At 71.7% G+C, this 26014-nt stretch carries 24 protein-coding genes and 2 pseudogenes; 10 read left to right on the forward strand and 16 right to left on the reverse strand.

All coding sequences use genetic code 11. From position 1 onward, the window contains the following. Positions 1 to 184 precede the first annotated feature (184 nt). Together BJ983_RS03275 and BJ983_RS03280 are read left to right on the forward strand one after the other, a co-directional pair. Positions 185 to 1354, forward strand: a complete 1170-nt coding sequence (locus BJ983_RS03275; protein WP_179792495.1) for a hypothetical protein — start codon at positions 185 to 187, stop codon at positions 1352 to 1354. Next, positions 1351 to 2742 (forward strand): hypothetical protein, encoded by a 1392-nt coding sequence (locus tag BJ983_RS03280; RefSeq protein WP_179792496.1) that lies wholly within the window; start codon positions 1351 to 1353, stop codon positions 2740 to 2742. The genes BJ983_RS03275 and BJ983_RS03280 overlap by 4 nt, the downstream gene beginning before the upstream one ends. Before the next feature lie 94 nt (positions 2743 to 2836). Here BJ983_RS03280 and BJ983_RS03285 read toward each other — a convergent pair whose 3' ends face one another. The 7 genes from BJ983_RS03285 to BJ983_RS03315 all read right to left on the reverse strand — a co-directional run bounded on the left by BJ983_RS03285 (position 2837) and on the right by BJ983_RS03315 (position 10659). Then, positions 2837 to 3505 carry a DUF6308 family protein gene (locus BJ983_RS03285; RefSeq protein WP_179792497.1) on the reverse strand — a complete coding sequence of 223 codons (669 nt, stop codon included), beginning with the start codon at positions 3503 to 3505 and terminating at the stop codon, positions 2837 to 2839. 183 nt (positions 3506 to 3688) lie between these two features. After that, positions 3689 to 4138: a hypothetical protein gene (locus BJ983_RS03290; protein WP_179792498.1), complete on the reverse strand. Its 450-nt coding sequence runs from the start codon at positions 4136 to 4138 to the stop codon at positions 3689 to 3691. After that, positions 4135 to 4713: a DUF2690 domain-containing protein gene (locus BJ983_RS03295; protein ID WP_179792499.1), complete on the reverse strand. Its 579-nt coding sequence runs from the start codon at positions 4711 to 4713 to the stop codon at positions 4135 to 4137. The genes BJ983_RS03290 and BJ983_RS03295 overlap by 4 nt, the downstream gene beginning before the upstream one ends. A gap of 58 nt (positions 4714 to 4771) precedes the next feature. Beyond that, positions 4772 to 5572: an FHA domain-containing protein gene (locus BJ983_RS03300; protein WP_218890076.1), complete on the reverse strand. Its 801-nt coding sequence runs from the start codon at positions 5570 to 5572 to the stop codon at positions 4772 to 4774. Continuing rightward, entirely contained in the window at positions 5569 to 7950 is a 2382-nt protein-coding gene (locus tag BJ983_RS03305) for an FHA domain-containing protein (RefSeq protein ID WP_179792501.1), read from the reverse strand. The genes BJ983_RS03300 and BJ983_RS03305 overlap by 4 nt, the downstream gene beginning before the upstream one ends. 60 nt (positions 7951 to 8010) lie before the next feature. Then, a complete protein-coding gene (locus BJ983_RS03310; RefSeq protein ID WP_179792502.1) occupies positions 8011 to 8913 on the reverse strand; it encodes a hypothetical protein in 903 nt (300 codons plus the stop codon). Positions 8914 to 9222: 309 nt separating this feature from the next. Continuing rightward, entirely contained in the window at positions 9223 to 10659 is a 1437-nt protein-coding gene (locus BJ983_RS03315) for a protein kinase domain-containing protein (RefSeq protein WP_179792503.1), read from the reverse strand. Positions 10660 to 11014: 355 nt separating this feature from the next. Between BJ983_RS03315 and BJ983_RS03320 the strand changes: the two genes are divergently transcribed. Next, positions 11015 to 11389, forward strand: a complete 375-nt coding sequence (locus BJ983_RS03320) for a hypothetical protein (RefSeq protein ID WP_218890077.1) — start codon at positions 11015 to 11017, stop codon at positions 11387 to 11389. A 9-nt stretch (positions 11390 to 11398) separates the two neighbouring features. Further along, positions 11399 to 12373 carry a trypsin-like peptidase domain-containing protein gene (locus tag BJ983_RS03325; RefSeq protein ID WP_179792504.1) on the forward strand — a complete coding sequence of 325 codons (975 nt, stop codon included), beginning with the start codon at positions 11399 to 11401 and terminating at the stop codon, positions 12371 to 12373. A gap of 40 nt (positions 12374 to 12413) precedes the next feature. On the opposite strand, the gene BJ983_RS32040 is transcribed toward BJ983_RS03325, so the two are convergent. Then, positions 12414 to 12590: a hypothetical protein gene (locus tag BJ983_RS32040; RefSeq protein ID WP_343054460.1), complete on the reverse strand. Its 177-nt coding sequence runs from the start codon at positions 12588 to 12590 to the stop codon at positions 12414 to 12416. A gap of 24 nt (positions 12591 to 12614) precedes the next feature. Here BJ983_RS32040 and BJ983_RS03330 point away from each other — a divergent pair, with 24 nt between their 5' ends. The 3 genes from BJ983_RS03330 to BJ983_RS03340 all read left to right on the forward strand — a co-directional run bounded on the left by BJ983_RS03330 (position 12615) and on the right by BJ983_RS03340 (position 15516). Further along, a complete protein-coding gene (locus BJ983_RS03330) occupies positions 12615 to 13484 on the forward strand; it encodes a protein kinase domain-containing protein (protein ID WP_343054436.1) in 870 nt (289 codons plus the stop codon). Beyond that, positions 13481 to 14593 carry a hypothetical protein gene (locus BJ983_RS03335; RefSeq protein WP_179792506.1) on the forward strand — a complete coding sequence of 371 codons (1113 nt, stop codon included), beginning with the start codon at positions 13481 to 13483 and terminating at the stop codon, positions 14591 to 14593. The genes BJ983_RS03330 and BJ983_RS03335 overlap by 4 nt, the downstream gene beginning before the upstream one ends. Positions 14594 to 14910: 317 nt before the next feature. Further along, positions 14911 to 15516, forward strand: a complete 606-nt coding sequence (locus BJ983_RS03340) for a hypothetical protein (protein WP_179792507.1) — start codon at positions 14911 to 14913, stop codon at positions 15514 to 15516. Between the two features lie 174 nt (positions 15517 to 15690). On the opposite strand, the gene BJ983_RS03345 is transcribed toward BJ983_RS03340, so the two are convergent. From BJ983_RS03345 to BJ983_RS03360, 4 genes are all read right to left on the reverse strand, one after another. Then, positions 15691 to 16428, reverse strand: a complete 738-nt coding sequence (locus BJ983_RS03345; protein WP_179792508.1) for a hypothetical protein — start codon at positions 16426 to 16428, stop codon at positions 15691 to 15693. 81 nt (positions 16429 to 16509) lie between these two features. After that, on the reverse strand, positions 16510 to 16782 hold the full coding sequence (locus tag BJ983_RS03350) for a hypothetical protein (protein ID WP_179792509.1): 273 nt from the start codon (positions 16780 to 16782) through the stop codon (positions 16510 to 16512). A gap of 146 nt (positions 16783 to 16928) precedes the next feature. Continuing rightward, positions 16929 to 17723, reverse strand: coding sequence for an IclR family transcriptional regulator domain-containing protein (locus tag BJ983_RS03355; protein WP_179792510.1), 795 nt, complete (start codon positions 17721 to 17723; stop codon positions 16929 to 16931). A 9-nt stretch (positions 17724 to 17732) separates the two neighbouring features. Then, a complete protein-coding gene (locus BJ983_RS03360; protein WP_179792511.1) occupies positions 17733 to 18479 on the reverse strand; it encodes an IclR family transcriptional regulator domain-containing protein in 747 nt (248 codons plus the stop codon). Between the two features lie 78 nt (positions 18480 to 18557). Here BJ983_RS03360 and BJ983_RS03365 point away from each other — a divergent pair, with 78 nt between their 5' ends. The 3 genes and pseudogenes from BJ983_RS03365 to BJ983_RS30405 form a co-directional block, all read left to right on the forward strand. Beyond that, positions 18558 to 19853 (forward strand): MFS transporter, encoded by a 1296-nt coding sequence (locus tag BJ983_RS03365; RefSeq protein WP_179792512.1) that lies wholly within the window; start codon positions 18558 to 18560, stop codon positions 19851 to 19853. Beyond that, positions 19850 to 20152 (forward strand): annotated as a pseudogene (locus tag BJ983_RS30400) (SDR family NAD(P)-dependent oxidoreductase); the annotation flags it as partial. The gene BJ983_RS03365 and the pseudogene BJ983_RS30400, both read left to right, overlap by 4 nt. Before the next feature lie 39 nt (positions 20153 to 20191). Further along, a pseudogene (locus BJ983_RS30405) lies at positions 20192 to 20326 on the forward strand (SDR family oxidoreductase); the annotation flags it as partial. 56 nt (positions 20327 to 20382) lie between these two features. Here the strand turns inward: BJ983_RS30405 and BJ983_RS03375 are convergent. The 4 genes from BJ983_RS03375 to BJ983_RS03390 are packed head-to-tail and all read right to left on the reverse strand — an operon-like array spanning position 20383 to position 25989. Then, the gene (locus tag BJ983_RS03375) at positions 20383 to 21510 is read right to left on the reverse strand and encodes an LLM class flavin-dependent oxidoreductase (protein ID WP_179792514.1); all 1128 of its coding nucleotides are present in this window, start codon (positions 21508 to 21510) and stop codon (positions 20383 to 20385) included. A gap of 29 nt (positions 21511 to 21539) precedes the next feature. After that, complete coding sequence (locus BJ983_RS03380) at positions 21540 to 23234, reverse strand: thiamine pyrophosphate-binding protein (RefSeq protein ID WP_179792515.1); 1695 nt, start codon at positions 23232 to 23234, stop codon at positions 21540 to 21542. A gap of 14 nt (positions 23235 to 23248) precedes the next feature. Further along, on the reverse strand, positions 23249 to 24838 hold the full coding sequence (locus tag BJ983_RS03385) for a carboxylesterase family protein (RefSeq protein ID WP_218890079.1): 1590 nt from the start codon (positions 24836 to 24838) through the stop codon (positions 23249 to 23251). Next, complete coding sequence (locus tag BJ983_RS03390) at positions 24832 to 25989, reverse strand: LLM class flavin-dependent oxidoreductase (RefSeq protein ID WP_179792516.1); 1158 nt, start codon at positions 25987 to 25989, stop codon at positions 24832 to 24834. Before BJ983_RS03390 ends, BJ983_RS03385 begins: the two co-directional genes overlap by 7 nt. Positions 25990 to 26014 lie beyond the last annotated feature (25 nt).

Raw genomic sequence — 26014 nt, forward strand, 5'->3', positions numbered from 1 at the left:
TCATGTCGTCGATGTGCTGAGAGATCTGCGATGTCTCGTGTGTCGCCGCGAAGATCGCTCATTCAGCCCCATCGCCACCCGTCCGACGTCGCCACACCACGGGGTCGGACTGCCGGCGGTCCTTCCCCCTCCGCTGATGGTGTTGCCAAGTTTGGAGTCGTGCCCGCTGTTGAGCTGAAGGGTTGTGCGCGTCGACCACTGTGCCGCCGTTCGGCTGACGAGTTCCGACTTCATACGCCCCCGGCGTAACGAGATCCTCCAAACGGAGAAGAACAGGCTCGGAGGCGTGGGGTGGCCACGTCGGCGGGGGACGGGTGGGGCAGCAGCAATGGCGCTCGCGATCGTCGAGGCACGGCGCAAGGCGACGGAGAACCGCGATCGGTACGACCAGCTCAAGCAGCGTCACGCCGACCTCGTGGCGAAGTGCTCGGATGAGGAGCTGCGGCAGGACGTCATGCGTGCGCAGGTCCACCGGGAACTCCTCGTGCCCTTCACCGAGGCGTTCTCGCGGTTGAAGAACGTGCGTCTCGCCGAGTTCGCCGACTTCGAGATGCCGGGCGTGGGGGCCATGCCCGTGATCGAGGTGGTCTCCCGGCTCGAGATGACCCTGCGGTCGGGATGGGCCCTGCTCGGTGGGAGCGGGTCGGGTGCCGGTGCCGGAGCCGGGGCGGGCGCGACGGCCTACACCGCCGTCGGGGCGTTTGGGGCAGCGTCGACCGGTACCCCGATCGCCACCTTGTCAGGTGCAGCGGCCGGCAACGCGACCCTGGCGTTCCTGGGCGGTGGGTCCCTGGCCACGGGCGGTGGAGGTATCGCGCTGGGGACGGCGGTGCTGAGCGGCGTGGTAGCCGTTCCCGCTGTCCTCGTCGGCGCCGGAGTGCTGACGGCCCTGGGCCGCCGTGATCTGCGAAGCCAGTACGAGGCGGAGTCGAGGCTGAACGACGGCTGCGCCGACTTCCTGCTCGAGCGGGAGCGTGTCGACGGGGTCCTCCGCCGGGCGGAGCACGTTCGCGCGGTGCTGCGCTTCCTACGGGACGCAGGATTCGAAGCTCTGCACTGGTTCACGGCCACGGTAGAGAAGAACGAGGACGTCACGGCGTGGAGCGAGCCGGAGCGAGCCTGTCTGAGCGAGCTGGTCAACCTCGCCGTCGTCACCACCGCCCTGATGCGTGCGCCGCTGACCGACGTCTCCGGCGCGGTCGCGGACGTCGACGGCGGTGCCCTCGCAAACGCGCACGCCTGGCTGCGGCGGTACGCCGATGACGAGGTCGCACGAGCAGGAGACGGTCGCCCCGTCGTCGACGGTCCGACATCGGCTTCCAGCCCGCCGTCGGTGAGGTGGTTAGCGGGGTGACCCGGCGGCTCGCGGAGCAGACGGCGCGCGCCGCTCATGTCCGCATGGACGTCGACGGGCTCATGGAGCGGGTCGGCCGAGTCAGCCGCGAGCAACGTGCTGGCCACCTGTTCGAGGTAATGAGCGCCGACGAGTTCAACCGCCGCGCCATCGACGCAGGTGGGGGAGCGTGGGCCTTCGTCAATGCCTGCGAGGGGCTCCTGCACACGCCAGCGGACATCCGGGTCGTCGGTGCTGATGGGGCTGTACGGGAGGCGCAGGCGAAGCTCTATGGCGGGCCGCTCGATACCGCGTACGCGCAGGCGTCGCCGAAGTACCGGGGCATGGACCGGCTCGTGGCGGAGGACCAGCACGCGCGAATCACTGAGATCTACGACGGGCGGCTGAAGGGGCATCCGGATGGCCTGAGGTGGCCCGACCACGCCGACGCCCGGGCGCACCTGGTCGATCGACTTCAGATGGACGGCATCGAGAGCGATCCCGTCACGCGCGCTGAGGCCCTGCGAGCAGCGGACGGCCCGAAGCGGTGGGCTGACCAGAGGTGGGCGACGGAGGCCGGCCGTCAGGTCGGCGTTGCCACCCTGACAGGCGCCGCCATCGGCGCGGTCTCGTCCGGCGTGATCGAGGCGGTCACGCACATCGCTTCGGTCCGTTCGGGCGAGACCTCGTTGTTCGACGCGACGCGGTACGTCGTGGGTGCGGCCCTGGAGGGCGGCGCCCGGAACGGGGCGGTGTCCGGGCTCGGAGCCACCCTGGAGGTGATCGCCGGCCGGGATGGCTTTGGCGCCACCCTCATAGGCAAGGTGCCGGTGGGCGCCGCGGCCAGCGCACTGGTTGGGATCACCGAGTCCGCACTGGCCTTCGCCCGCGGTCGGATCGACAAAACTGAGTTTGCCCTACGCGCGTGCGAATCCACCTTCGTGAGTGGGATGAGCTGGGCGGGAGGTGCCGTCGGTCAGGCCGTCGTTCCCGTCCCCCTCGTTGGTGCGCTCGCCGGTGGGCTCGCGGCGCAGTGGTGCGCCACGCTCATCGCCCAGGGGGTCCGCCGAGTGCTCGCCACCGCCGAGGGAAAGGAGTTCGACGCCGAGCGGGTGGCGGTTCTGAAGCTCGAGGCCGGTACGGCGGCGGAGACCGCGGAGCTCCTCGCCGCCGAGACGCGGACGCTCGGGGCCGGGATGCCTGCCTTGCTGCCGACCGCCGTGGTATCGGCCCTTGAGTCCGCCCTCCTTTTGGAGGACCCGGATGATGGCCTCGACCGTGTGGACGACGTCTTCCGCACCTTCGCGGGGACGCCGATCTTCGACGACGTTGATGAGTTCGACACCTGGTTCGCCGACACCGACGCGGTCCTCGTCCTCGACCCGAACGTTGCGGCGCCGGGTACGTGATCAGTCCGACGGCTTGGTGACACCGCTCCCTCTCCGGACAAGCCCCGCCCTGCGACGGTGCCGTGGCACCTTGCTGCTGTCCGCCGGCGGCTGATCAGATCGTGTCTGAGCACTGCTGTTCCCGAGTGGCCTTCGCGTTCTTCCCCTTCATCCACAGTAGGACGTCGAAGGTCCGCAGGACGCCGACCTGTGCAGGGACGTTCGCTTCCGAGTGCAAGCGCCGCAGCCTGTCGACCCGGTCTCCATCGCTCAGCAGCTCGTGCATGGTCGTCCAGTGGTTCCGAAGGCTCACTGGGCGGAGCTCCTGCTTGACGATCGAGTCCCAGACCGGGACGAGCAGCGGGCGCTTACGGGCCAGGAGCTTGGACGCGGTGACCGGTCCGACGCCGTGACGCCCATGCCGGGATCGGAGCAACTCCCAGAGCGCTGCCGCCGGTCCGTCGTCTCGCAGGTGGTCGCGAGCCTCAGGCTCATGAAGCTCGAGGTCGGTCGGGATCCTCGTCAGTAGCGCCGTGATCATGTGCGTTTCCCGCTCGAGGAAGCGCAATGCGGCGTGGCCAGGAACACGGACGCTGAGCATCTCGACGGCGACCAGGTCATCGGCATCTATCCGGTCCCATCGATTCTGACCGAAGACCTCGAAACGAGAGCCTGAAAAGGACGGCATCCCTCCGTCGAGAGCAAAGTAGTCGCGGAGGTCGCGGACTCGGTCATCCCACGTGTCGGTCACGCTGTCGAGCCCGTCAAGCCATCCCAGTCTCATGGCTGACGAAAGTAGGGGAACGCGCGGTCGACGGCTCTCTACGTCTCCACGACTGACCGTTCGTCACCCGATGATGTCAACCGCGATCGTGAGGACATCGCTGCCGGGGCTGACGAGCACCACCCCTCGTCGAGACCCTGTCCGCGAGGATGGGGTGATGAGGTCGCGACTGTTCGGCTGCCGCTAGTTGAAGCCGTTGGGAAAGAGACCGCCGCCCCCGTTGTCGCCGCCGCCGTCGTTGCCCCTGTTGCCGCCGTTGTCGCCGTTTCCCGCGGACGTCGTCGTAGGCGGATCAGTGGTCGCAGGGACGCGGGCGGCGGCGGGAGCGGCTGCAGCTGGCGAAGCCGCGATCGCCGGAGCCGGCACCCGAGCAGCGGGAACGGCTCCCACCGGCTTCGGCTGCCTGACCACGCGTCCGCGAGTGTCGGTCGTGACCGCCTCCTCAACCGGTGTGGCCGCGACGACCGGCGGGCCGGCGACCGGCGGCAGTCCCTGAGCTGGTGCCGTCGTCGAGGACCTCCCTGCGGCCGGAAGCGGGGCCAGCGAGGCGTTCATCGGCCAGAGCAGGGCCGCGAGGATCGCCAGGACGGCGACAGCCCCGCCGATCCAGGCCAGCAGGACACCACGGGTCACGGAGTACCTCCAGCGGTGGAACGACTCGGCAGGACGGCCCCGTCGACCGGGACGACCTCGGCGTGCACGGGCCCGTCGGCCATGACCATCGGGGTCACGCCGTGGGCGACCCGTCCGCTCGCCACGAGCGGGAGTTCCTGGCGGGTGCCGCCCTCGATCACGACCGCGGCGACCGGCGCCGACGCGTCGAGCGTGTAGCGCGCCCAGGCGGTGCCGCATGCGCTCGACGTGCGGACCTCGAGCATCCCGACCGGCACTTCGAACCGACCGCGCTGCATCGTGACCACGCGGCTCGTCGCCGTCTGCGCGTCGTCGGCGCAGCGGGTGGTCGACGGGTCGGCGCCGACGAGCGAGACCGGTGCCGTCGGCAGCGGCGTCACCGCGGCGCTGTTCGAAGCGAGCGCCACGACGCCGATGGCCCCCGCGAGGCCGAGCGCGGCCATGCCGCCCAGCCACACCCGACGTCGGGACGGGGTGGGGACGGCGGCGGTGAACGGCGCGGTGACCGTCGACGGCAGCGCCGTCGTCGCGAAGGACTCCGGGGCGGAGCGGCGGGCCGGCTGCGTCAGCGTCATGGGACGAACGCTAGGGAGATCGACACGCGGGTCCCATCCCCGAGCTCAGGGGTGGTCCTCACGCGTCCCACCACTGTGCCTCCTGGGCGCGCAGCCAGGCCTCGTCGTCGAGAAGGCGCAGGTGGGAGCGGGTGATCGCGCCACTGGCCAGCAACAGGTCGACCATCACCGACGGCGTCAGCCGGGCCCCGCGCTCGGCCAGCCCGCCGCGCACGAGCTTCACCCGCAGCGCCTTGAGGTGCTCGTGGATGCGACCGGTGAGGCGCTTGCGGGTGGCCTCGTCGGTGTCCAGCGCGTGCACCAGGTGCCAGCTGTTGGTCGCCTCGAGCACCGCGCGGGTCAACTGCGGGACCTCCGGGGGAGGGGCGAGGTCGGTCGCGTCGAGAAGCCGGTGCCGGCAGAGCATCAGCGCGGTGACGAACTCCTTGGTGTGAGTCCGGAGCCGGACCGGCTCGCGGGTCGCGGTGCCGGTCGGGTCCATCGTCAGGACGGCGGGTCCGGTCGGCGCCGCGGCGGTGACCGTCACGACGAACGCCGAGGCGCCCCAGGAGGGGCCGGTGACGGTGGCCCTGCCGCGGGTCAGGACGTAGCCGCCGGCGGGCCCTTCGTCGGAGGCCGGAGGGAGTCGGGAGAGGGCGCCGTCGGCGTCGACGACGAGGCCGTGGGTGCGGCTGAGGCAGGTCAGGACCGCGCCGCCGCCGGTCGGGACGACGGCGAGGGCGCGGCGGGAGAGACGGGCCTCGGTCGGGAACGAAAGTGCGCAGGTCTCGTCCCGCCCGACGACGAGCCGGTCGGTCACCGGCAGGGTGCGGCCGTCGGCGGCACGCACGACGGGGGCGTTCACGGGCGGCGCGCTCATCGCCGGGCCGGGTCGAGCCGCCGGAGCAGCCACCAGGTGAGGGCCACGAAGAGCGCGGTCACGACGGCGAGCACGCCTAGGTCAGCGAGCCAGGTGCCGGCGGTGTGGTCCCAGAGCGGGTCGGGCTGGTCGAACGGGCGTGCGGCGGGGCCGGTCGGGATGCCGATCGTCGCGGCGCCGGCGGCGAAGCCCCACCGGGCGGGGACAAGCCAGGCGAGCTGGCCGAGCCCGGGTCGTTCGCCGATCTGCATCAGGGCGCTGGACAGGATGAACTGCAGCATCGCGAGGAGCACGAGCAGCGGCATGCCCCGGTCGGCGTTGTCGATCAGCGCCGACACCGCGAGCCCGACCGCCATGCTCGCCGCCGTCAGCAGCACCAGCGCCACGACGATCTCGGCGATGCCGCTGCCCAGCAGCACCGGCTCGTCCGGCGACGGCCGCCCGACCGTCCCGAGGACGCCGAGCACGACCGCCTGCACCCCGACGATCGCGCCGAGGACCACGAGCTTCGACGTCAGGTACGCGCCCCGGGAGAGCCCGATGGCCCGTTCCCGACGATAGATCTCGCGTTCCTTCACGAGCTCCCGGATCGACGCGGCGGACCCCATGAGCGCGGCTCCCACGACGAGGACCAGCCACAACAGGTGCGGCGCTCCCGCTGCACCCCGCAGCTGTTCGGTCATCGAGAGGCCGGCCTCCCCGGGCAGGGCGTGCGCGAGGACGCTCAGCACCAGGGGGAGCGCGGCCATGAAGATCAGGTACTGGCGGTCGGCGGCGATGACCGCGAGGTAGCGGCGCGCGAGGACGGTGAACTGCCGTCGGACCGACTGCTGCCTTCTCGCCGCCGTTCCTGCGGAGGTCTGCTGCGTCGGCTGGGGTGGAGCGCTCGCGCGGCCGACGTAGCGCGCGTGGGCAGGGGAGCGGCTGAACTTCTCGCCCCAGTCGGAGTGCTCCTGCAGCAGGAGGAAGACGTCGGCGAAGCCGGTCTTCCCGAAGTACGCGAGGGCCTCCTCGGGCGGCCCGAAGAAGGCGACCTCACCGCCGGGCGCGAGGAGCATGAGCCGGTCGCAGAGATCGAGGTTCGCGACGCTGTGCGTCACGACCACGACCGTTCGCCCGTCGTCCGCCAGCCCCCGCAACGTGCGCATGACGGACTTGTCGAGCCCCGGGTCGAGGCCGCTGGTGGGCTCGTCGAGGAACAGCAGTGATGGCCGGGTGAGGAGTTCGAGGGCGACGGAGGTGCGCTTGCGCTGCCCGCCGGACAGCGTGTGGATCGGCTGCTCGGCCTGACCGTCGAGCCCGAGCTCGTGGATGACCTCGTCGATGCCTGCCCGGCGTTCCTCTGCGGCGACGTCGTCGGGGAAGCGGAGCTCGGCGGCGTAGTGCAGCGCTTTTCGGACGCTCAGCTGCGGGTGCAGGATGTCGTCCTGCGGCACGAGCCCAATGCGCTGGCGGAGCTCGTCGTAGTCGGCGTAGAGGTCGCGGCCCGCGTACTCGACCCGGCCCTCGTCGGCGGGGCGGAAGCCAGTCAACGCTTTCAGCAAGGTCGACTTGCCCGCGCCGGACGGCCCGACCACCGCAAGCAGGCTCTTCGACTCGAGCGCGAACGTGACGTCCCGCAAGAGCTGCTTGCCCTTCGCCGTGCGGACCCCGATGCCCTCCGCCCGGAACTCGACCGCCCCGGTGTCGACATATTCGACGAGCCGGTCGCCCTCGAGGTGCAGCAGGACGTGCCCGATGCCCACCACGTCCGCGGGTCCGAGTTCCTGACGACGGGTGCGGGTCCCGTTGACGAAGGTCCCGTTGGAGCTGTTCAGGTCATGGATGACCCACCGGCTGCCCTCGCGCCGGAGCTCGGCGTGGAAGCGGCTCGCGAGGAGGTCCTGCACGACGACGTCGTTGCGTTCGTCGCGGCCGATGGTCAGCGCGGCGGGAGTGGTGCGGAGGTCGTGGACGGCCTCGAAGCGGCCCTGCCTGGAGCTGCGCTGGGCGGCCTCCGAGATGTAAGGCGCGCGGTGCCGCGGAGGGGTGGGCCGGGGGAGCGGAGTGAGGACGAGGTGGACCTGGGGTGCTCCCGCGTTGGCTCCAAGCGTGACCGTGAGGGGTCCGCGGACGTGCTCCTTCGTGAGGCGTCGCTGCTGCGCGAAGGTGCCGTTGCGGCTGGTGTCCTCGATGGTCCAGCCCTGCGGGCCATGGGTGATGCGGACGTGGTGCCGTGACACCTCGGGGCCGAGGACCTGGAGATCGGCCGACTCGTCGCGGCCGATGGTGAAGGGCGTGCCGGGGTTTACGTGTGCACGTCGGTCGTGGGTACGGACCTCGAGTGGGGTTGCCGGCGCCGGCCGGGCGCGCTCGGCCGACTTTTCGAGCTGGGTCATCGACTTCCCTGTCGTGGAACCGAGTCGATTTGACCCGGTTGCGGCGAGGTGATTCGCAGGTCAGCCCTGAGGAGTGACGTCCGGGTCAGGCGCTGTGCTCGCGGAAGGAGCGGTGCCCGTCCGCGGTGGCAGATTCTCGAACTGGGGCTCGGGGTCCTGAGCTGGCCGCGGAGCTGGATCGGCGGCGGGCCCAGGAGCCGGAGCGGGGGCTTGAGCAGGTGCCATGGCCGGCGCGCCGGGAGCAGGAGCGGCGGCAAGGGGCGGCACCGAAGGAGCGGCGCCCGCCGGCACGGCAGCCTTCGCGCGACCCGCACCGGCAGCAGCTGCTGCGCGCGTTCCTACACCCTCGCCCGTGGTGGGCGCCGTGCCGGGCGGAGGAGGAAGGTCGGGATTCGCCGGATCGGCGAGGGCCAGGAGTGGGGCGTCGACGGTGGAGTCGGCGCAGCTCGGGATGGACTGCCGGTCCGGGACCCGGACGTAGAGCATGGAGACGAAGAGGCCGTCGGTCGTCTTGAGCCAGGTCGCGGTGTGGACCGTGCCCTTCTGCACGACGTCACCGGTCTGGCCGCACGAGACGGCGAGCCGGGAACCGCGGGCGGCGGTGTCCTTGGCGCTCTCCGGGGCGACCGTCGTCGCGGAGCGGAGATTCACGCCGGCGGCGCCGACGTCGTAGACGATGCCGGTCCAGGTCATCGGGGCGACCGACGCGGAGGCGATGGCTTTCGAGCTGCCGCCCATCCACCACATCGTCGCGCTGAAGAGCAGGAAGACCTGTACGACGGCGATTGCGCCAATCAAGGACCAGCGGCCGGCCGGGGTGGCGGCGACCTCGCGGGCCTGGCGCCACCAGGCCGCGAGGCGCACCTTGACCGGCACCGACTCGTCGTCAGGAAGGGGTGTCTGCTCGCCGGAGGGGTGCTGCGGCGTGGGACGGCCCTGCGGGGTGATGAGCGGGGACCGCATTGCGGGACCGCTGGGCGGGCCGAGGACGCGCGGGCCCACCGGAAACGGGCCGGAGCGGGGTGGGAGGGGAGGACCGCCCTGGGTCGGGATGGCCGACTGCGGCGCGCGGGCACGCAGGTCGGCGCCCCGCAGGTGCTCGGTAACGGGCTCGGGCGCTCCGTCGCTGGTCCTCGTCATGCACGTCCCCCTTCACCACGGCCTCACCCCCGGCCGCGTGACTGGTGATCGGGTCGCGCAGTGAAACAGTTACGTGTTGTTGTCGTGCTCTTCTTGAGACCAGTCAACTTTCACGAACGAGTGACCAAGCGACTACTCCGCGATGATGTCGAAGGTGACCTGGCGGTCGTTGACGCCGGTCACCGACGCCCGGAGCTGCTGCGTCCGACCGCCGTTGGAGACGGTGCAGGTCACCGACGCGCCGATCTGTGCGGGCAGGGAGTCGGGACACGACACCTGACTCGCTGCCAGGCCGGACTGCGCCACGATCTGCGCCTCGACCGTCGAGGCGGGAACGGCGGGTGTACGGAGGAACAGGATCGTGGCGATCACGGCGACGACGGTCAGGACTGCGCCGATCGCCAGCGCCGCCGTCCCTTGCTTCGCCTGCCCCCGGCGGCGGGCGAGGAATCCGAGCACCGCGCCCACCGGGGGGACGAGGACGGCGAGGATCAGTGCGATCAGGCCGACGCGCGCGGGAGCGGTATCAGCGGGTTGCTGCACGGGCGCCGGTACCGGTTGCTTCGGGATGGGGCCGGTCGCGTCGGCATCCGGGTCGCGGGGCCCGGCGTCGGGAAGGGGCGCGGACCGCGGAGGAGCCACGGGGCGGGGCGGGGTGCGGAGGGGGACCTGCCGAGGACGTGGTGGTGCGGGCATCGAGGGCGCGGTCTCGAAGGTGCGCGCCTCGGTGAGCGACTCCGCGGCCTTCGCGTCCCGCCGCACGACCTCCGCCGCGGCGTCGGCGAGCGCACCCGTCGTCGGGAAGCGGCCGGAGGGGGACTTGGCGAGGGCGGAGAGGACGACGTCGTCGAGGCCGGACGGGATCGGGGCGAGGGAGGACGGGCGCGGCGGGGCGTCGTTGAGGTGGCTGAGCATCACGGCCATGCGCTCACCGACGAAGGGCGGGCGGCCGGTGAGGGCCTCGAAGAGCACGCAGCCGAGGGCGTAGACGTCGAGACGCTGGTCGAACGGATCGGCGCGCAGCTGCTCGGGGGCCATGTAGGCGGGGGTGCCGAGGGTGGAGCCGGTGGCGGTCAGGCGGGGCTGCTCGGTGGCCTCGCGGACGTGGACGATGCCGAAGTCGGCGAGGTAGACGAAGTCGCGGTTGGCCAGCAGGACGTTCGACGGCTTCACGTCGCGGTGGACGATGCCGGCCTGGTGCGCGGCGTCGAGGGCGTCGGCGACCTGCTCGACGATGTGGACGGCGCGGTCCGGTCGGAGAGCGCCCTCGGCATGGATCAGGGCGCCGAGGTCGCGGCCGCGGACCAGGCGCATGTCGATGAACATCCGGCCGTCGATGACGCCGAAGTCGTGGATCGGGACGACGTGCGGGGAGTCCAGGCGGGCGGCGATGCGCGACTCGCGGCGGAAGCGCTCGCGGACGTCGGGATCGTCCTGGTCCTCGCCGTGCAGTCGCTTCAGTGCGACGGTGCGTTCCTTGACGGTGTCGACGGCCTCGTGGACCTCGCCCATCCCGCCCTTGCCGAGCCGGGCGCCCACCCGGTACGGCCCGAACAGATCCCCCGTCATCCACGCCCCATGCCGATCCACGCCCCCGCGCCGGGAGCGAGCATAGAGCGACAGGGTCCGCCGACCCTTCGGAGCCGTCGACGGACCGGGAACAGGAGCGGATGAACCATTCGAAGACCGAGACGACTTGCGTCTGGCACCCCACGTTGTATCCGGATCGGTATGGCGATGAGGCGCAAAGGGTGCGGGACCCGGTCGGCCCATCTAAGTGAACCTCCGGCGAGCCCACGGCGAAGCCGTCGAGTGCGACGTGTCGTACATTCTCGAGGCCGGTGGGGATCATGGGGGTTCGATGGGGCGGAGCGGGAACGCCGACGGGACGTCGCGAGGCCCGCTCGGTGGAGCGGCGTTGGCCGTGGCTGTCGCGGTGATCACTGGTTGGCTCGCACTGCTGATCTGGCTGATCGTCGACGCGGGGGCCGATGAGGTCACCTGGACACGGCTGCTGGTGGTCCTGGGTTCGGTGGAGGCAGTCGCCTTTGCCGCTGCGGGTGCGCTGTTCGGAACGACAGTGCAGCGTGAACGTGTCACGGAGCAGCGGGCTCGGGCCGACGAGGCCGAGGCGCGGGCCGAGGGCCTCGCGAGCGACGCGAGCAACGGACAAAAGCTGGCTGCCGCGGTCAAGGCATCCTTCGGCGACGGCGGGGAGGCCAGAGAGCCGCTCGGCTACCGCGGGCGCGACCACCCCCTGGCTGTGCTGGAGATGGCCCATCGGTTGTTCCCAGACTGAGGGGGAGTCGTGGACGCGGTTGGCCGGCTGGTGCGTGACGGCGAGCCGGTCGGGACCGCCTTTGTCGTCGCCGACGGGTTCGGCGCGACGGCCGCGCACGTGCTCAAGGGTGGTGTGGGGTCGACGTGGACCTTCGAACCGCTCACAGCCTCCGGGCGGTCGTTTCCAGCGAAGATCGTCGGGCCGATGGACCGGGCCTCGGACGTGGCCCTGGTCGGGCTGCCGGCGGGGGAGGAGTGGGAGCCGGTGCCGCTCGCTTCGCATTCGCACGCCCGCCCCGGTGATCCTGTCCATCTCCGCGGCTTTGCGGGCTCCCTCGATTTCGACTCGGGGGTCGGGGTCCTGGTGGGGGAGGTTAGTGACGGCGGCCACGTTTGGGTCAAGGTGAGCTGCCGGCACGCTCAGCCCGGTATGAGCGGCGCACCGGTCCTGCTGACCGGGACCGGGTGCGCCATCGGTCTCGTCTCGTCCCGGCTCAACGCCGGGCTGTGGAATCGCGACACGGTGCTACTAGCTCCGAGCGTCGACATCCTCGGGCTGGCACCGGAGTTGCTTCGCTACCGGGACTCGGCCGGGGCGCACCGAGGCGGAACGTTGCGCCTCTCGTGGGACCGCGGGGACAGCCAGGAACCGGTCCTGGAGACAGACGACTTCAGCGTCTCTTTCGGTCGGCATCCGACGAATCGCATCCAGCTTAACAATCGTGCAGACAGTCGCTTCCACGGCGCATTGTCCTTGATCGGCACCAGCGTCCGGTACCACCATTCCGGTACTCGACCTGCCGTCCTGAGTGGTGCCACACGTCAGGTGATGGTCGAGCGGAACGAATCTGTCACGGTGGTCAGTCGGGACCGCATCCGTTTCGCGAGCGGCACGATCCTGATTGAGTACACGGCTCCGGATCTCTATGATCCGGAGGTGCTTCCGACTTCGACGGCGGGCGAGGAGGGCGAGGGCGATGGAGGACGTTGGGTCAACGTCTGAGCCCGCGGAAGGGGTCATCGGTCGGCTGCTCGACGCGCCTTTAGCGGTCGGCGAGCGACTGCCCGATGGTCAGGTTGTCCGCGAGGTGAGGCGCGGTGGTCAGGCATGGGTTCTGGTGGTCGGTCGCGGAAACGATCGTCGAGCGGTCAAGGTCCCGCAGGTAGGGGTCGTTGCCGGCGATGTCGAGATCGCGCAGGTGCTTAGGCTTGCCCCGCACCCGCGGGTGGTAACCGCCTTGGACGTGATAGAGGTGACCGGCCGGCGCGCGATCGTCATGGAATACGTGCCGGACACTCTGGCGACATCGATCGGACGAATCGGACACTTCTTGCCGATGATCCAACAGATCTGCGACGGGATGGAGTACCTCTCGACGAACGGTGAATTCGCTCATCTTGATCTTAAGCCGTCGAACGTGCTCGTCGACGACCGGGGCGACATCAAGATCGCCGACTTTGGACTATCTCGCCCGGCTCGCACGCCCGACGGGCGGTTCGCCGCCGCCGGCGGCGGGACGTGGGCCTATGCAGCGCCCGAGGTCCTTCGTGGTGAGCACTGTGACTCCCGCGCCGACATCTTCTCCGTCGGGGTCATCATCTACCAGTGCGCGACTGGACGGCTCCCTTACCCCTTCGACCTCGCGCCCACTTCGGGTGAGCAGCGCACCCAACTGGTTGACTACTACGACTCGCCCGGCGCCGAGCGGCGCACCGAGGAGATGTTCTATGGGGGCAAACCCAGCGGGGTGCCAGTGCAACTTCCGAGCGACGAGCTGGCCACCCTCGTGCAGGGCTGTCTTCAGGCCGACATGTCGAAGCGGCAGGCAACGTTCCGCGAGCTCTCGGGCCAGATCGCCTACTCGCTGGGGGTGCCCCGGCAGCGTGCACAGACCGAGCGCCTCCCCGAGCTCGACCGCCAGTTCCGGGAGCTCGCGCTCACCCGCGTCTTGACGAGAATGGGCAGCTCGGCCGAGGCCGTCCGCCGGGTGAACCGCCTGCTGACGAGGTCCTTGCCGGACCGGCTCGCGACATCAGTGCTGGATGCCGCGCGTGACGCCCTCATCGGCGCGGGACGTGGCGACGAGATCGGCGTGCTGGAGGGTTGGCCGTGATCCCGCCCCGTCGATTCGAGCTACCGGACGACTGGGAGCGCGTGCCAGGCCTTATCGACCGAATCCAGGATCTCGTCACGGCCGGGCGGTACCGGACCGCGCTGGACGTACTTCTCGCACACTTACGCCGTGACGCAGCAAGCGTCGACGCACTGGCGCTCGCGGCCGTGACGATGAGCGGTAGCCGAACGGAACGCGTCGAGTCTCCCGAGCCGCCGATGCCGATCCAGGAGAACAGCGCGCTGTTCGCCCCGATCACCACGGTGTGCAGCGTCTGCACAGGCTCGTGGTTCTCTACCCACACGCTGCACCGCACCGAGCAGTGGAGCATCGTCAACCCGATCGGCCTTCAGTGCCAGGTCTGCCGTCATACGATCTGTAAGAACTGTCGCCCATGGACCGCGAACGAGGGACTGAGCCGCCCCTGCCCGGAGCCAGGCTGCAAAGGAACCGTGACCGCGCCGGTACTACCTACCGGTCGGGACGACGTGGAACCCGTCGATCCGATGACGATAGAGAACGTCGTTGTCATCCGGGCCGGGCCGATCACGCCTACCGTCGACGAGGCGATGACCGTCGTGACGAAGTTTGTTCCCATTCTGCGTTCGGACACATCGATGGTCTCGATCCGTCCGAGTGCGCCCCACATCATGGACAGGACTTTCTCTCGCAACCTCTATGCGGTGTCCGTCCTCGAGGGCCTCGAACGAGAGCGTGTGCTCGAGCGTGGTTCGTGGAGCCGGGCAACCCCGCTATTCATAGAGGCCGGGGCGGCGGACGACGCCGACTACCTGCTCGTCGTTGTTCGATGGCCTGGAGTGCCCAAAAAGGTGGTGCACGTCCACGTGATGCGGGAGGGCTCCGAGCACATGAGCGCCGACTACATCCACATGCTGCTTGAGGTCATGGCGCCACGAGCCTTCACCGACCACGCGACAATCACCGGCACGCCGGGGGGCGACTGGCCGGAAGACCCACGGTTCATGATCCTGCTACTCGTCAATAGGAACCACCCCGAGTACCTGAGCGACGACTTCGTCGTGCGGACGCAATTTGGGCAGGGCCCGGACGGACTGCGGTACGTCCTCGCCGCGGTCTCCCCAGCCTGAACGAAGGGGAGCACATCGCCTCCTCCGCGACGTGGGCGCTGCCGCACGTGACAGGGTTCGAGATGGCCGCCACGATGCTCGCGGACGGCGAGGTCCTGACCCTCATGACCGAAAAGCGTCGGTGATCCTCTGGGCGACGGACACGGCAAGGTCGGGCAGTTCCTGTTCGGCGCCTGGGAGCACCCGCCCTCGGGACTGACGTTCGCGGCCCAGGTCGATTTCGCGCGGAAGAGCTTCGACGACGATCGCACCGTCGTGGCCGTCTGGACCGGGTCGCGGAGCGGTGCCGCCTTCCTCAGGTCTTCGACCCCAATGGAGTGAGCGCCCTCGTCGCGTCCGATACGGCCTGCGAGGGTCGGGTCGTGGGGGACAACGGGGACGAGCAGGTCGGACAGATCGATCGCGACTTCGTCGACAGGTGGGCGAAGCGCTACCCGCTGGGCGACGCAGAGGTGGCTCTCTTCGGAGAGGTCAGGCGCGGCGTGGCCGGGCGAGGGCACTACGAGCGGAGCGACTTCCTGCGTGCAGGCACCTGGAAGTCGGCTCGACCGAAGCCGTACCTGGAGGCGAACAGCGACGAGGACATCCGAGACCTGACCCGGCTGGCGTTCGTCGCGTCCGAGCGGCTCGGCTACCGCATCCTCGATCTGCTCTCCGGGGTGAACGTCCCGATGGCAAGCGCCTTGCTCACGGTGTGGGCTCCCGATCGGTTCACCGTCATCGACTACCGCGCGCTGGAGACACTGCGGGCGCATGAGGAGCTCGGTGACGAATATCCGTCGTACCCGGACTACCTCGCGCTCTGCCGCGGGATCGCTGCTCGTGTGGATTGCGATCTCCGCACTCTCGACCGGGCGCTGTGGACCTGGTCGCGGGAGAAGGGCACCGAGGAGCCGCCCGACGACGCCGATCCGCTCGCCTGAGGAAGAACCCGTCCCAGTCTGCTACGTCAAGGCAACGATGCCGGAACCGAGTCGGATGGACGCGGCTTCGGCGTGGTGGTGCGTGCTCAGCGCCGGGGCATGTTCTCGGCGCACGGCTTGCAGCCGTCCTCGTGCCGCGGACACGCAGACCCTACCCGCCGTCGGGAAGCACGATCAGGCAAAGGCGCCCGACCAGGTCGGTGGGCCGCCGCGGGTGAGTCGGCGGACCAGCGTCCACACGATGGCGAGCACCGCGACGAGGACGGGCGTCACGATCCATCCGGATCCGCCGGGGAGGATCCACACCAGGCCCCACACCAGCGCGACCGCGAAGGGCAGCGGGGCACGGACGCACTCGACGGCCCAGGTGCCCGTGATGGCGACCGTGAACACGGCCGCCCAGGCGAGGAGCACCGACGCCTCACCGCCACCGAGACCGAGGCCCGCGCCGAGCAGCTCGCCGGCGGCGGGGGTCAGGGCGGCTGTCCACCCGAGTGCCAGGGACACCGGGCCGTGCAGCGTGAGGCGCGTGCGGAGGGTCCGGGCAGGTTCGAGCCGGACCAGCCGCCCGGCTGCGGCGGCGAGGGCGACGACGCCGACGACGACCGCGCCCCCGGCGACGAGGGGCTGCGCCCCGAACAGGACCAGCGCGATCTGACTGACGAGCGCGAGGACCAGCGGGGCGCGTACAGCGCGGAAACGCGGGTCAGCGAATCGGGCCGCCCGCACGGATTCGACCGCGAGCACGAGGAGGCCGACCAGGACCAGCAGGCCGATGGTGGTGCCGGCCGGGGCGGGATGGACGACGTCGGTCGCCGGGACGGGCTGCCCGCGCAGGGCGAAGGCACCGAGCGCGACGACGGCGAGGCCGAGCAGCAGCCACGCCTCGACGCGGTCACGGAGCTCCGGCATCGGGTGCACCTCGGACACGGGGCGCAGCATGCCGTGCCCCGGCCGCCGCGGCAGACCCGACGTCGCGTGCGGGCAGACCCCTCAGTCGCGGGCCTCGCGACGGGCGAGCTGCCGACCCTCCGGCGTGATCGCTGTCGGCAGGGGGAAGCGGTCCTGGTGGGTGACCTCGATGTAGCCGGCCTCGGACGCCTCGGTCACCACGCGGGCGCGCTGCTCGGGGTCGACCTGCACGCCGTCGACGGTCCAGTCCGGCGGCGGGACGTCGGCGCCGCCCTCGGCGTGGGAGTCCCCGAGGTGCTCGTCGAGGTGGCGGAGCAGGCTCGTCAGGACGTCGGCGTCGGATGCAGCGGTCACCGGTGACCTCCAGGTCTTCGGGGCAGCCGGTGCGGGCAGAAATGCCGACACCGAGCGGACGTCGTCGGGATGTACGACGACGGCCCCCGGCAAACCGCCGTTGTCCTGCGTCGATCGGAGCCGCGGGCGCGCTCATGACGGCGAGGTCAGCCCCCGGTCGCCGCCGGGATCGCCTCGAGCACCGCGGCCACCGCCGTGCGCAGCGCCGCGACGTGCTCCCGCTCGAGCGCAGTGCTCCAGCGCGCCTCCGGGGTCGCGACGCTGAGGCCGCCGAGGAGACCGCGGTCGGGGTGCACGATCGCCACCCCGACCGAGCAGACGCCGGGCTCCACCTCACCCCGGTTGCGGGCGTAGCCCCGGGAGCGGACCCGCCGTAGCTCCGCGAGGAGCGCGTCGAGGTCGGTCAGGGTGCGCGGCGTCCGGGCCGGGAGGACGCCGCCGGGGTAGGCCGCGCGGACGGCGTCGTCGTCCCGGGTCGCGAGCATGGCCTTGCCGACGCTGGTGGCGTGGGCGTCGCGGGTCTGGCCGACCCGGCTCGCCACCCGCAGCGTCGACACGCTCTCGATCACGTCGACGTAGCGGACATCGGTGCGGACGAGTTCTCCGAGGTGCACGGTCTCCCCGGTCTCCGCGGCGAGCGAGACGAGCACCGGGCGGACGACGCCCGCGAGGTCGAGATCGGCGCCCGCGGCCCGGCCGAGGTCGGCGAACGCGGGTCCCGGCCGGTACCGCCGCGAGACCGGGTCCTGCACCGCGAACCCGCGGTAGACGAACATCGCGAGCAGTCGGTGGGCGGTCGACTGCCCGACGCCGAGGTGCTCGCGGACCTCGGCGAGGGAGACCTCGCGCCGGTCGGCGAGCCGGCGCAGGAGCATCAGCGTCCGGTCGACGGACTCCAGGGGGTAGCGAGGGGCGACCTGGTCCTCGGCCCCCGGGTGCACGGCCACAACCTAGCCGAGCTGCTCGACGCGATTGCGGTCCTCGCTGATGCGCGCCGCGGTGACGGTCAGCTGGCGGACCCAGTCGGCGAGCTGGTGCCGGTCGTAGCGCACGGTGGGCATCGCCAGGGAGATCGCCAGGGCGGGGGAGCCGGGGGGACCCTCCACCCGGCGGCCGATCGCGGTCACGCCCGTCTCGGTCCGCTGGTCGTTGAGCGCGAACCCCTGCCGCCACACGCGCGTGAGGTCTCGCAGCAGGGCCTCGACGTCGACGTCGGTGTCGTCGTAGAGCGCGCGGACCTCCTCGGGGTCCCGGGCGGCCAGGGCCGCCCGCCCGCCGGACACGAGGTGGGCGGGCAGCGCGCGCCCCTCCCGGTCCCCGACGCGCAGCGTGTGGCCGCACTCCACGGTCGCCGCGAAACGGGCCTCGTCCGCGACGACGACCATGAGGTTGCTGGTCTCCCCGGTGCGGGCGGTGAGCGCCTCGAGGTGCGGGAGCGCGAGGCCCCGCAGGACGGCGGCCGGCTCCGACGGCGCCGAGCGCCGCAGGACCGGCCCGGCCACGTACCGGCGGTCGGGCTGCTGCTCGGCGAAGTCCCGGTAGACGAGCATCGCGAGCAGCCGGTGCGCGGTGGACCGTGCGACGTCGAGCCGTTGCGCCGCGTCGGTCACGCGCAGCGCCCCCTCCTGCTGCAGCAGGAGCGCGAGGCGGAGCGCATGGTCCACCGACTCGATCCCGTAGCCCGGCTTGTTCTTCACATCAGAACTGTATCGGGCGTCGAGCGGAACGCTCGTACCGTTCGTCCTGGCTTTCCCCGACGATGCAGGAGACCCGCGATGACGACGCGCACGGCGCCCCCCTCCACCTCCCGGCCCGCGGCGGGCCGCACGCGCTCGGCCGTCCTCGGCACGCTCGGCAACGTCATGGAGTGGTACGACTTCACCGTCTACGGCTTCCTCGCCGCCGCGATCGGTGCCGCGTTCTTCCCGGGCACCGACCCGGTCGCCGCGCTGCTGGCCTCGTTCGCCGTGTTCGCGGTCGGCTTCGTCGCGCGCCCGATCGGCGCGCTCGTCCTCGGGCCGGTCTCCGACCGCCGCGGGCGCCGGTTCGTGATGCTGCTGTCGATGCTCCTCATGGCCGCGGGCTCGCTCGTCATCGGGCTCAGCCCCACCTACGCGAGCATCGGCGCCGTCGCGCCCGCCCTGATCGTCCTCGGCCGGCTCATGCAGGGCTTCTCCGCGGGCGGCGAGTTCGGCAGCGCCGCGGTCTTCCTCACCGAGTGGGCCAGCCGGGGCCGGCGCGGGCTCTACGGCAGCTTCCACCAGGTCGGCACCTACGGCGGCCTGCTGCTCGGCATCCTCGTGGTGTCGCTGCTGACCTCGGCCCTCGGGCCGGAGGCGGTGCGGGAGTGGGCGTGGCGGATCCCGTTCCTGCTCGGGGCGCTGCTCGCGCTCGTCGTGCTGGTGCTGCGGCGCACCGTCGGGGAGACCCCGGAGTTCGAGGACCTGGAGCGGGCCCGTGCGACCGGTGCGGAGGCGCGGACGGATTCCTCGATCCCGGTCGGTCGGGCGTTCGTGCTGGCCCTGGGGGTCGTGGCGCTGTGGGCCGTCACGTCGTTCGTGACGATCAACTACATGCCGACCTTCGCCGCCACGTTCGCGAAGGTCCCGGCGACCTCGGCCCTGTGGGCGACCGCGATCGGCTGCGTCGTCGCGGTGGCCCTCATCCCGCTCTTCGGGCACCTGTCCGACCGGGTCGGGCGCCGTCCGCTCATCGTCGGCTCGGCCATCGCGTTCGTCGTGCTCCCGGTGCCCCTGTTCGCGCTCCTGGTCGCGGTGCCCTCGTTCGGCACGCTGGTGCTGGTCCAGGTCGTCTTCGCGGTCCCGACGAGCACGATTGCGGGCGCCGGCACCGCCACCATCAGCGAACTGTTCGGCACGCGGCGCCGTGGAGCGCTGGTCTCGATCGCATCGGCGATCTCGGTCGCGGTGTTCGGGGGCGCCGGCGGGTACGTCGCCACCCTGCTGGTGAGCACCACCGGGCTCGCGATCTCGCCGTCGTTCTACATCGTCGCCGTCGCGCTGATCACCCTCGTCGCCGGTCTCGCGCTGCCGCGCACGGCGGCCCGGTGACGACGTCCTCCGTCCTGGTCACGGGCGGCACCGGGTCCCTCGGTGCCGTTCTGTGCCGTCGGTTCCGGGCGGACGGCCACGTGGTGGTCGCGGCCGACCGGTCCGGCACGGCCGCCGTGCCGGACGGGGTGCACCACCGCCCGCTCGACGTCACCGATCCGGCGAGCGTGGAGGCCTGCCTCGACGCGGTCGAGGGCCTCGCCCCGCTCTCGACGGTGGTCCTGGCGCACGGGGTGCTCCTGCCCGCGCCGGGCCGCGAGGCGGCCGGGGAGCGGATGGCCCGCACGCTCGAGGTGAACCTGGCCGGCGCGGCGCCTGCCGCCGCCCCCGGGGACCTCCTCGCGCAGGTGCCGCTCGGTCGCTATGCCACTCCCGACGACGTCGTCGAGGCCGTGTCCTTCCTGGCCTCGGACCGGGCCGCCTACGTCACGGGGACCACGCTGATGGTCGACGGCGGGGTCACCGCCCGCTGAGGCCCGGACATGCGAGAGCGGGGCCACCACGACGGTGGCCCCGCTCTCGCATGCGATCACCAGGGGCGGTCACCGGGCTGCGGGTGGGACCGCACCCCCGCGTCGTCGAGCAGGTCGAGGACCTTCCGGAACCCCTGCAGCTCGGCCGGGCTCCACAGCGGGAAGTTGATCAGGATGTTGCGGACGTCCTGCCCGGTCAACCGCACGAGACGTTCCGCGACCTGCTGCGGGGTGCCGACCAGCTGCAGCATCGCCTCGCCGCTGCCCAGCGCGCGGACCGCCTTGTCCTCGCCGAGCTTGTCGAACATCGTCCGGGCCGACTCGATCGAGCCGAGGATGTCGCCCGCGATCTCCCACGCCGCGTCGTGGTTCAGCGACTCCAGCAGGCGCGCGTACTCCTCCTCGGCCTCGCCCTCGTTCTCGCGCACGAGGGCGATCGCGAACGGGGTGACCGAGACGTCGCGTCCGTTGGCGGCGGTGAGCCCGGCCAGCCGCTCGCCGACGCCGCGCAGGGCGTCGTCGTCCTTCGCGAGGGTGACCAGCTCGTCGCAGTAGTTCGCGGCGAACGCGGTGCCCGCGGTGGAGGCGCCGGCGCTGACGAGGTGCGGGCGCGGGTCACTGGCCGGCCGCGGCGCCTTGATCCGTCCCTTGGCCCGGTAGTAGCGCCCGTCGTGGTCGATCGGCTCGTGCTCGGTCCACAGCCGCTCGACGACGTCGACGAACTCGGCGGCCATGGCGTAGCGCTCGTCGTGCTCGACGAACTCCGCGCCGAACAGGGCGGCCTCGGCGTCGGAGAACCCGGTGACCACGTTCCAGCCCCAGCGCCCGGAGCTGAACGAGTCGAGCGTCGCGCCCATCCGGGCCACGTGCGCGGGCTTGTGGTGGGTGGTGTGGAAGGTGGAGACCACGCCGATCCGCTCGGTCACGGCGAAGATGCCCATCGCGAGCAGCGGGGCGTGGTAGGCGGGGGACTGGTGGCCCGCGACCTCGGCCGCACGCTGGTGACCCGACCAGTTGTCGGCGATGAACAGTGAGTCGAAGCCGACCTGCTCGGCCGTCCGGGCGAGCTCGAGCAGGTTCTCCTTGTTGAGGCGGGGGGTGCGGCGGGCGGCCTCGTCGGACCAGACGTGATTCGTCTGGCCCGCGGGGAAGAAGTAGCCGATCGACAGCCGGTCAGGTGCCATGGTGACCTTTCCTCTCGGGAAGCGGCGACTCAGTCGTCGGCCTGGGTGAAGACGCGGGAGAACTCGTGGGCGTCCTCGGGGGAGTTCACGACCTCGATCAACGTGGCCCGGCGGTCGGCGAACGCCTTGTCCAGAGCGGCGCGCAGCTCGCCCGGGGTGGCGACCCGGCGGCCCTCCAGCCCGAGGCTCACGGCGTAGGCCGCGTGGTCGATGGGCGGGTCGCCGAAGGTCCAGCCCATGACGTCCTCGGCGTCGACGAGCGGGCTCTTCGCGACGGTCGCGAGGGCGCCGATGTCGCGCCAGCCGCCGTTGTTGAGGATGACGAACACGACGGGCAGGTCCTGCTGGGCAGCGGCGTAGATCGCCGTGGAGGAGAACATGAACCCGCCGTCGCCGAGCAGGGCCACCACCCGACGGTCGGGCCGGGCGAGCTGGATCCCGATCGACGCGGGCCCGCCCCAGCCCTGGGCGCTGGCCTTGCTGGAGATGCCGAAGAAGGTGTCGGTGTCGGGGTAGGGGAGGAGGTCCTCGACGAACGGCTCCCCGGACGCACAGTGGTTCACGACGATGGTCCCGGTCGGCATCGCGGCCTCGAGCTCGGTGAGGATCCGACCGATGGCCAGTTCTTCGGCGTCGAACCGGATGCCGCGGATCCGCTCGTTGCGGGCGTCCCGGGCCTCGTGCAGCCCCCGGGCCGCCTCCGCGCGGGGACCGCGGACCTCGTCGGGAATCGTCCCGACGGCGGATGCGACGGCCTCCAGGGTCGGGCGCGGGGCGCCGAGGACGGCGAGGTCGGGCCGGAGCTGGCGGGTCAGCAGCATCGGGTCGGGGCTGATCACCACGGTGGTGGCGTCGCCGAACTCGACCGGCCGGGTCAGCCCCGACTCGGTCAACTCGACGCCGAGGAGCAGCACCACGTCGGCCCGGTCGATCACCCCGCGGTGGGCGCCGAGGCGGCCGGCGAACTGCGGGTGCGTGGTGGGGAAGCCCAGGTCGGCGATCTTGTCCTCGTGCAGCACCGTCGCCCCGAGCTGCTCGGCGAGGGCCACCGTGGCCTCGACGGCGCCGTAGCGGGCGACCTCCGCCCCCGTGACGATCACCGGGTGCGTGCTGGTGCGCAGCAGTTCCGCGACCCGCTCGACGGCGGCAGGGGCCGCGACGACGTCCGTGAGCACCTCGGTCGGCCGGCCCTGCTCGACCTCCTCGGTCTGCTCGAGCCAGACGTCCATGGGGAAGGCCAGGTGCACCGGACCGTAGGGCGGGGTGTTGGCGATCTGGAAGGCCCGCTCCACCAGCTCCGGGATTCGGTCCGCGGACGGGATCTCGGCGCTCCACTTCGTGTACTGACCGCTCATCTCGGTGACCGCACGCGGGACGGCGGCGTACTGGTCGCGCCCGGCGAGGGCCCGGCTCGACGTGGTCGTGGTGAAGACCATCGGCACGCCGTCGGCCCACGCCGTGGTCAGCGCCATCATCCCGAGACCGGTCCCGGAGGCGTGGTAGACGTTGACGAACGCGGCCGAGCGGTTCGCCCGGGCGTAGCCCGCGGCGATGAGCCCGAGGTTGGTCTCGTTGAGCGCCGAGACGTAGCGGACCTCGTCGCGATGGGCGTAGAACGCCTCCGCCAGGGGAAACAGCCCCAGCCCGACGATGTTGAAGGCGTCCTTCACGCCGAGCCGCACCAGCGTGCGGACCAGCGACTCCGCCCCGTTGATCGATGCCATGTCGTCTCCTCTGCTCATCGGCCGAGCACGTCGGCCACGCCGTGGAACCGGTCCCAGAACGCCATGCGGGCCGGGTCGGGCTCCTCGCCCGGGCGGGGGTCGAGGTCGAGGGCGAGCACGCCGTCGCCGAGCGTCGGCCAGTCCAGCGCGCCGGAGGCGGTCGGGTCGCCCGTCCGGAGGAAGTCGACCCAGGCCTGCTGCACCCGCGCGGAGAGCGCGCGGTCGGCGTCGGTCCAGTCCCAGGCCCGGGTGTCGAGCGTGCCGAAGGCGTACGGGACGTCGGCGCCGTGGAAGGCGCCCGCGTACTCCCGCTCGACGAGGTCGTAGCCGGCCGGGATCGGGGGCGTGCGCAGGAACCGGTGGTAGCGGACCGGCGAGGTGAGCCGGCGGTGGTGCAGCCGGGCGGCGGTCCAGGTCGACCAGACGAACACCTGGTCGGCGAGCAGGGCCCAGCTCGACTGCTGCGCCTCCTCGTCGGTCGTCGCCGGGTAGAGGTCCAGGACCTCGGGCGCGAGGTCGCCGAAGGCCTCCTCGACGTCGGCCCGGTACGCGGCGAGGGTGCCGATGTAGGGCAGCCCGGAGGCCTCGTTGCCGGTGTTGCCCGCGAGCATCGGCACGTCGGCGACCTCACCGGCGACGAAGGCGGCGAGCGGGTCCTGCGGCAGCACGTGGCCGTCGATCACGGGGTAGCCGGTGTCGAACAGGGCCAGCCCGACCTCCGCGCCGGGGACGAGGTCGAACGACCAGCGACCCGCGGCCCGCGGCAGCTGGGTGGCCATGAGCTGCTCCGCCGGGAGGGCCCGCAGCTCGGCGAGGGTGGGCGCGCCGAGGGCCTGCGCCAGCTCGGTGCCGGCCTGTTCGCCCGCGGCGAGGGTGGAGGGGTTCGCGGGGTGGCCGGGGCCGTCGAGGGCGGGACCCATCCCGGGGCCGCTCGACACGATGACCTTGTCGAACAGGCCGGCGGCCAGGGGCGAGCTCCGCAGGTTGTGCACGCTGTGCCCGCCGGCCGAGACCCCGCCCAGGGTCACGTTGGCGGGGTCGCCGCCGAACGCGGCGATGTGGCGCCGCACCCACTGCAGGGCCGCGATCTGGTCCATGAGGCCGTAGTTGCCGGAGCCGCCATAGCCGGACTCGGCGGTGAGCTCGGGGTGCGCGAGGAACCCGAGCCGGCCCAGCCGGTGGTTGACGGTGACCACCGAGATGCCCGCGGCGGCGAGCGAGGTCCCGTCGTAGATCGGGTTGCCCGCCGACCCGAACTGGTAGGCGCCGAAGTGCAGCCAGACCAGGACCGGGCGGCCGGTCTCGCCCTCGGCACCGGTCCAGACGTTGAGGTGCAGGCAGTCCTCGGAGAACCGCTGCTCGCCGCCGGAGTACAGCGAGTTCGGCGGCGGCGGGAACTGCGGGGCCGCCGGGGCGTGCTCGGCCGCGTCGCGCGTCCCGGTCCAGGGGACGACGGGCTGCGGCGGGCGCCAGCGCAGGTCGCCGACGGGCGGGGCCGCGTACGGGATGCCGAGGAAGGCGCGGACGCCGTCGGCCGGGGTCAGCCCGGCCAGCTCGCCGTCGTCGGTCGCGACCATCGGGGTGGTCGACGTCGGTGTCACCACGAGTGGCTCCGTTCGCTCGGGGGGAGCCAGATCCCGGCGTCCCGGCAGTGGTCGAGGACGCTGCGGAAGGACCGGACCTCGCCGGGATTCCACAGCGGGAAGTTCACGAGCAGGTTCTGCGTGGAGGTCTCCTTCTTGAGCTCGACGAGCTGCTCGGTGACCTGCTCCGCCGTGCCGAGGAACTTGAGGATGCCGCGGCCGCTGCCCCACGCCTTGGCGGCCTCCTGCGGGTCCTGCCCGGCGAACGCGTTCCGGATCGACTCGACGCCGCCCAGGATGTCGGCGGCGAGTTCCTTGGTGGCCTCGACGTTGAGGGTCTCGGTCAGCCGCTCGTACTCCTCCTCGGCCTCCCCGTCCCCCTCACGGACGATCACGATCGAGAACGGCGCGGTGCTCACGGAGCGGGCCGGAGTGCGGGCCTCGAGGAGGTCCTCGAGCCGTCGGTCGACGGCTTGGATCTTCTCGACGGTGTTGCCCGCCACCACCAGCTGGTCGCAGTGCTCCGCGGCGAACGCCATACCGGCCGGGGAGGCGCCGGCGCTGACCAGCAGCGGCGTCGGTTCCTGGACCGGCCGCGGCGCCTTCATGCGTCCCTGCGCGGTGTGGAAGCGGCCCCGGTGGTCGATCGGCTCGTCCTCGGTCCAGAACCGCTTGACGACCTCGACGAACTCGGCGGCCGCGGCGTAGCGGTCGTCGTGCCCGGCCATGGCGCTCTCGCCGAACAGACGCGCCTCGGCGTCGCCGAACCCGGTGACGACGTTCCAGCCCCACCGACCGCCGCTGAAGGCGTCGAGGGTCGCTCCGGCCCGGGCCACGTGGGCGGGGCGGTGGTGGCTCGTGTGCATCGTCGTGATCACGCCCATGTGCTGCGTGACCGCGAAGAGGCCCATGGCGAGCATCGGGGCCTGGTACTTCGGGGACTGGTGCCCGCGGCGTTCGGCCTCCCGCTGGTGGCCCGACCAGGTGTCGGCGATGAACAGCGAGTCGAACCCGGTCTCCTCCGCGGCGCGGGCCATCTCGAGGAAGACGTCCCGGTCGAGGGTCGGCGTGGCGGCGGCCGCCTCGTCGGACCAGATGTGGTCGGTCTGCCCGGTCGGGAAGAAGTAGGAGAAGCTCAGCAGGTCGGGGTCGTGGTGGCGTGGCTTGGCCATGGGCGTCCTCGTTCGGTGGGGGTGC

The organism is Actinomycetospora corticicola (assembly GCF_013409505.1).
GTDB lineage: Bacteria > Actinomycetota > Actinomycetes > Mycobacteriales > Pseudonocardiaceae > Actinomycetospora > Actinomycetospora corticicola.